Here is a 3,919-nt window from a genome sequence, read left to right as displayed (position 1 = left end):
GTCGGCGAAGCTGACAGGGCAGACGGTGTACTGGTGGTTCCGGCGGTTTGTGCGGCTCCTGCTGTTCCGTATCCCCTGGGCGCGGCTCGAGCAGCATGGCCTGATGATCAAGACAGGCACCATGACGCGGCGCCGCCTGTAGCGGCGCGCGCCATCTTGATCCCGACCGCGGTCGCTGCCGGCTCTGGCTGCTCCGCATGTCCATGTACTGCGCCGGCGACCGATCTCTGCCTGATCGCCATCGAATTCCCGGTATCGGTCGATCCGGGGCCAATGAGTGGCGGGATGAACCGGAGAGTCCTGCCCGAGGCGCCCCTTCATCACCCTGTCGACCGGACAAGCCGGTAACCGGGGGCGCCAGCCGCCAGGGAGCACGGCTCCTGCCCCTCGATCGGTCAACTGGCCGGAGAGTGGGCGTCACAGGGCGGTCCGGGATCAGGGCAGGCTCGAGCTGTTGCCTGCACGGGCAGGGCCCGGGCCACCGTCCCCCTGCAGGGCGTTGCGGGTGCCGATCCGCCGTCCCGACTCGCAGGATGCTGATGCTACGGATGTCCCGCAGAAGCTGTCCGGATGGATAGTGAAACAACGGCCGGCATCGCTCATCCGATGCTTGGTGCCGTGAAACAGTGGCGAATCATCGAAAGTGTCAAAACTGCTTCCGTAAGCAATCAAGGAACACCGGCACTTAACTTTCACGAGATTATGACATTATACGATCATATCCATGTGTGGCTTGTGAGCCGGACCGGCATGCTCTATACGCCTGATTGCATACTGTTCATCCTAGCTACAACTAAAGCATGAATGGCGTTGTCATCGTTATGCATTTAGTTATACGAGTCAGGGATGTAATTGTCAGACGATCAATGATAATTTGAGTATATTGCTAGTTTTGGAGGGGATTCGTGGAGATAATCAGGGCGTATTCTGGCCGGATATGTTCAGCCCATGCTGAACCGTCGGCGGAAGCATTTCAGTCTTCCTCCGGATATGGCGAATGCCAGCCGGTCTCGCAGGCGATCGTCTATTTCGACCCGAAGCCGCTGACCCGGGAACCCATTGCTCGGTGGCTGGCGAGCAAGTTTCCCGAGTACCAGGTGCTCGCCACCGACACGGACGAGGAGGTGGTCTGGCTGGGGCAGGCCAGGGTCGATCTGGTGCTGGTTCTCGTCAATCTCGGCCATGCCGAGGCGCTTGACGAGGACCTGTTGGTCAAGCTTGAGACATTCACCCGGAGCGTGGGCGACGTGCCGGTCGCGGTTCTGGCCGACGGCTGCGAGCATGCGGCGGTCATGACGGCGCTGGCTTGCGGCCTGCGCGGCTTCATCCCGACCACCATGCTGGGGTCGGCCGCCATTGAGGTGATCCGGCTCCTGTGTGCCGGCGGGACCTATGTGCCGACGGCGAGCCTCATCAAGGGCAACCCGAAGCCGGCGGGTCTGACGGCAGCCGCCGTGCGGCCGCTGCCGCTGGCTCAGCCGCCGGCTGCCCTGGCGCGCCCGCGGATCATGCCGTACGAGCGCGATGGCGGCCTGCAGGGGCGGGATGACGAGTTCGACAGCCAGACCCTCCCGGAGGAGGACGCCCCTCTTGCACGCTTCCAGGACCACTTCACCCCGCGCCAGCTGGAAATCCTCAACTGCCTGCGCCGCGGCCTAGCGAACAAGATGATCGCGTACGAGCTGCAGATGCGCGAGAGCACGGTGAAGATCCACGTGCGCAACATCATGAAGAAGCTGCACGCGACCAACCGGACCCAGGTCGTCTCCATGACCTGGAACATGTTCGAGCCGGGGCAGTGCGCCGCCGGCCGCTGACGCCCCTCACCAGATCACAGGCCTCACACGGTATTCCGGACCGGGAGGACCCCAGCCAAGCTGGGGGCGATCACTCTTGCTGGCTGGGCATGTTCTTTTCCGGCCAGCAAGAGGCGGGAGGGGGCGGTTGCAGCGCCCTATCTGACGCTGCTGTCTGAGGATGCGGGACAGCGCTAGGCCGGATGTCGCCATCCTCGACAGCATGCCGGAAGCGGTGGCCGGGCAGGCCATGACGGCCAAGCGGCAGAAGGGCTCTAGGCTGCATGCGTCAGCCGACAGGCTCGGCCATCTCCTGGTCTCCTGCACGTCACCCTGGCCGGAGAGCAGGACCACGCCCAGTTGGGTCACCGCGACGGCTCGGTCCAGGAGCCATCGGCGAGCCGTCGATTTCCCTCATGTCGACCAGGGGCATGCCGGAGGGGGCTGGCCCCGGCTGCCGAGGCACTCGGCATCAGCCGCAGGGTCGTCAGCCAGCGAGGCAAGCCAGGGCCTTGTCCTCCTGCCGTTGGGGATTGAGCGCTTCTGCGCCTGGGCCGCGCGCGTCCGCTGCCTCGCCCGTGACTAGGAGCGGCCGTCAGCAACCGCCGGCGGCCCCTACTTCGTTCCCCCTCATGCTCGCCAGGACCAATGTCCATTTCGGTCCGGTCCACAACATGTCCAGGCTCAGGCCGCGGCCTCGACGGGCTCTTCCAGTCGCCGGCTACGGGCGGGGGAATGCAGGGCCCTACGCAGGGCCGCCACCACCTGGTCCTGCTCGGATTCGGTGAGGGCCGGGTAGAGCGGCAGGAGGATGCAGCCGTCCTGCGCCTGTTCCGAATGGATCAGATGACGGTGCTCGCCGGCGCGATAGGGCGGCTCGCGGTGGATACACATGATACCGCGGCGGGTGGCAATGCCCTGGTCTAGCATGGACTGCATCACCTGGCGCTGGTCGGCCGCGGCCGGCAGGCGGATGCAGTAGCTCTGCCAGTTGGAGCGGGCCCATTCGGGCTCGACCGGTGCGACCACGCCCGGCAGGTCGGCCAGCCGCAGGGCATAGCCCGCGGCCAGGGCGCGCCGGCGGGCCACCAGGTCCGGCAGGCGGCGCAACTGCGCCCGCCCGATCGCCGCCTGCAGGTCGGTCAGTCGATAGTTGTAGCCGACGATCGGATAGGCCTCGGTCAGCACCTGTGGCGATTCGTGGCGCGCCTTGTCCGAGATGCTCATCCCGTGCTGGCGCAGCAGGCGGAGCAGCTGGTCATGCGTTTGGCTGGAGGTCGTCACCATGCCGCCGTCGCCGGTGGTGACCACCTTGCGCGGGTGGAAGGAGAAGCAGGCGGTGGCACCCGCCCGGCCGCCGATTGCCTGCCAGCGCCCGTCCAGCCGGATCTCGCTGCCGATGGCGCAGGCCGCGTCCTCGATCAGCGGCAGGTCGTGATGCTCGGCGATGGCGGCGATGGCGGTCAGGTCGCACGGCATGCCCATCTGATGGACGCACAGGACCGCTTTGGTGTGCGGGTCGATGGCGGCTGCGAGGGCGGCCGGGTCCATGTTGAACGTGTCCGGCAGGATGTCGACGAATACCGGTTCCGCCCCGCAATGCCGGATGGCGTTGGCAGTGGCGATGAAGGAGTGGCTGACCGTGATCACCTCGTCGCCCGGCCCGATCCCGTGGGCGAGCAGGGCCAGGTGCAGGGCGGTCGTGCAGTTGGACACGGCGCAGGCCCGGGCGGCACCGGTGCAGGCGGCAAACTCCTGCTCGAACGCCGCCACTTCCGCGCCCTGAGTGAGCCAACCGGAGCCGACCACGCGGCAGACGGCCTCCTGCTCGTCCGGGCCCAGATCCGGTTTGGTGATCGGGATCATGCCACGTCCTTCAGGGCAGGGGCCCGCGTGGTGCGCCACCAGGCGACCAGGTCGGCCAGACCGCGCTCCAGCCCGATCTCGTGGGCGAAGCCGATTTCGGCCAGGGCCTTTTCCGTGGCGGCCAGTCGGCGTGGCACCGGATTGACAGAGCGCTCCGGCTGAAAGTCCGGTGTCATGGTGGGCCGGTTCATTACTTTTGCCAGCGCCCCGGCTAGGCCCAGCAGGCTGGTCTCGATGCCGGTGCCAATGTTGAACAC

Annotated in this window: 3 protein-coding genes and 1 pseudogene; 2 read left to right on the top strand and 2 right to left on the bottom strand. The window is 66.4% G+C overall.

Features of this window, described 5'->3' with window-relative positions; all coding sequences use genetic code 11:
* Nucleotides 1-570 precede the first annotated feature (570 nt).
* Both EQG76_RS28605 and EQG76_RS28600 read left to right on the top strand, forming a co-directional pair.
* A complete protein-coding gene (locus EQG76_RS28605) occupies nucleotides 571-804 on the top strand; it encodes a hypothetical protein (RefSeq protein WP_159718561.1) in 234 nt (77 codons plus the stop codon).
* Nucleotides 805-1,097: 293 nt separating this feature from the next.
* On the top strand, nucleotides 1,098-1,817 hold the full coding sequence (locus EQG76_RS28600; protein WP_235031608.1) for a helix-turn-helix transcriptional regulator: 720 nt from the start codon (nucleotides 1,098-1,100) through the stop codon (nucleotides 1,815-1,817).
* Between the two features lie 663 nt (nucleotides 1,818-2,480).
* Here the strand turns inward: EQG76_RS28600 and EQG76_RS28595 are convergent.
* Complete coding sequence (locus tag EQG76_RS28595) at nucleotides 2,481-3,662, bottom strand: DegT/DnrJ/EryC1/StrS family aminotransferase (RefSeq protein WP_159718559.1); 1,182 nt, start codon at nucleotides 3,660-3,662, stop codon at nucleotides 2,481-2,483.
* Nucleotides 3,659-3,919 (bottom strand): annotated as a pseudogene (locus tag EQG76_RS28590) (NAD-dependent epimerase); the annotation flags it as partial. The gene EQG76_RS28595 and the pseudogene EQG76_RS28590, both read right to left, overlap by 4 nt.

The sequence above is a fragment of the Geminicoccus flavidas genome, assembly GCF_009806515.1.
In the GTDB taxonomy this organism is placed as follows: Bacteria; Pseudomonadota; Alphaproteobacteria; order Geminicoccales; family Geminicoccaceae; genus Geminicoccus; species Geminicoccus flavidus.
The sequence above is the reverse complement of the archived record's forward strand: the minus strand, read 5'-3'. Positions and strand labels throughout refer to the sequence as shown.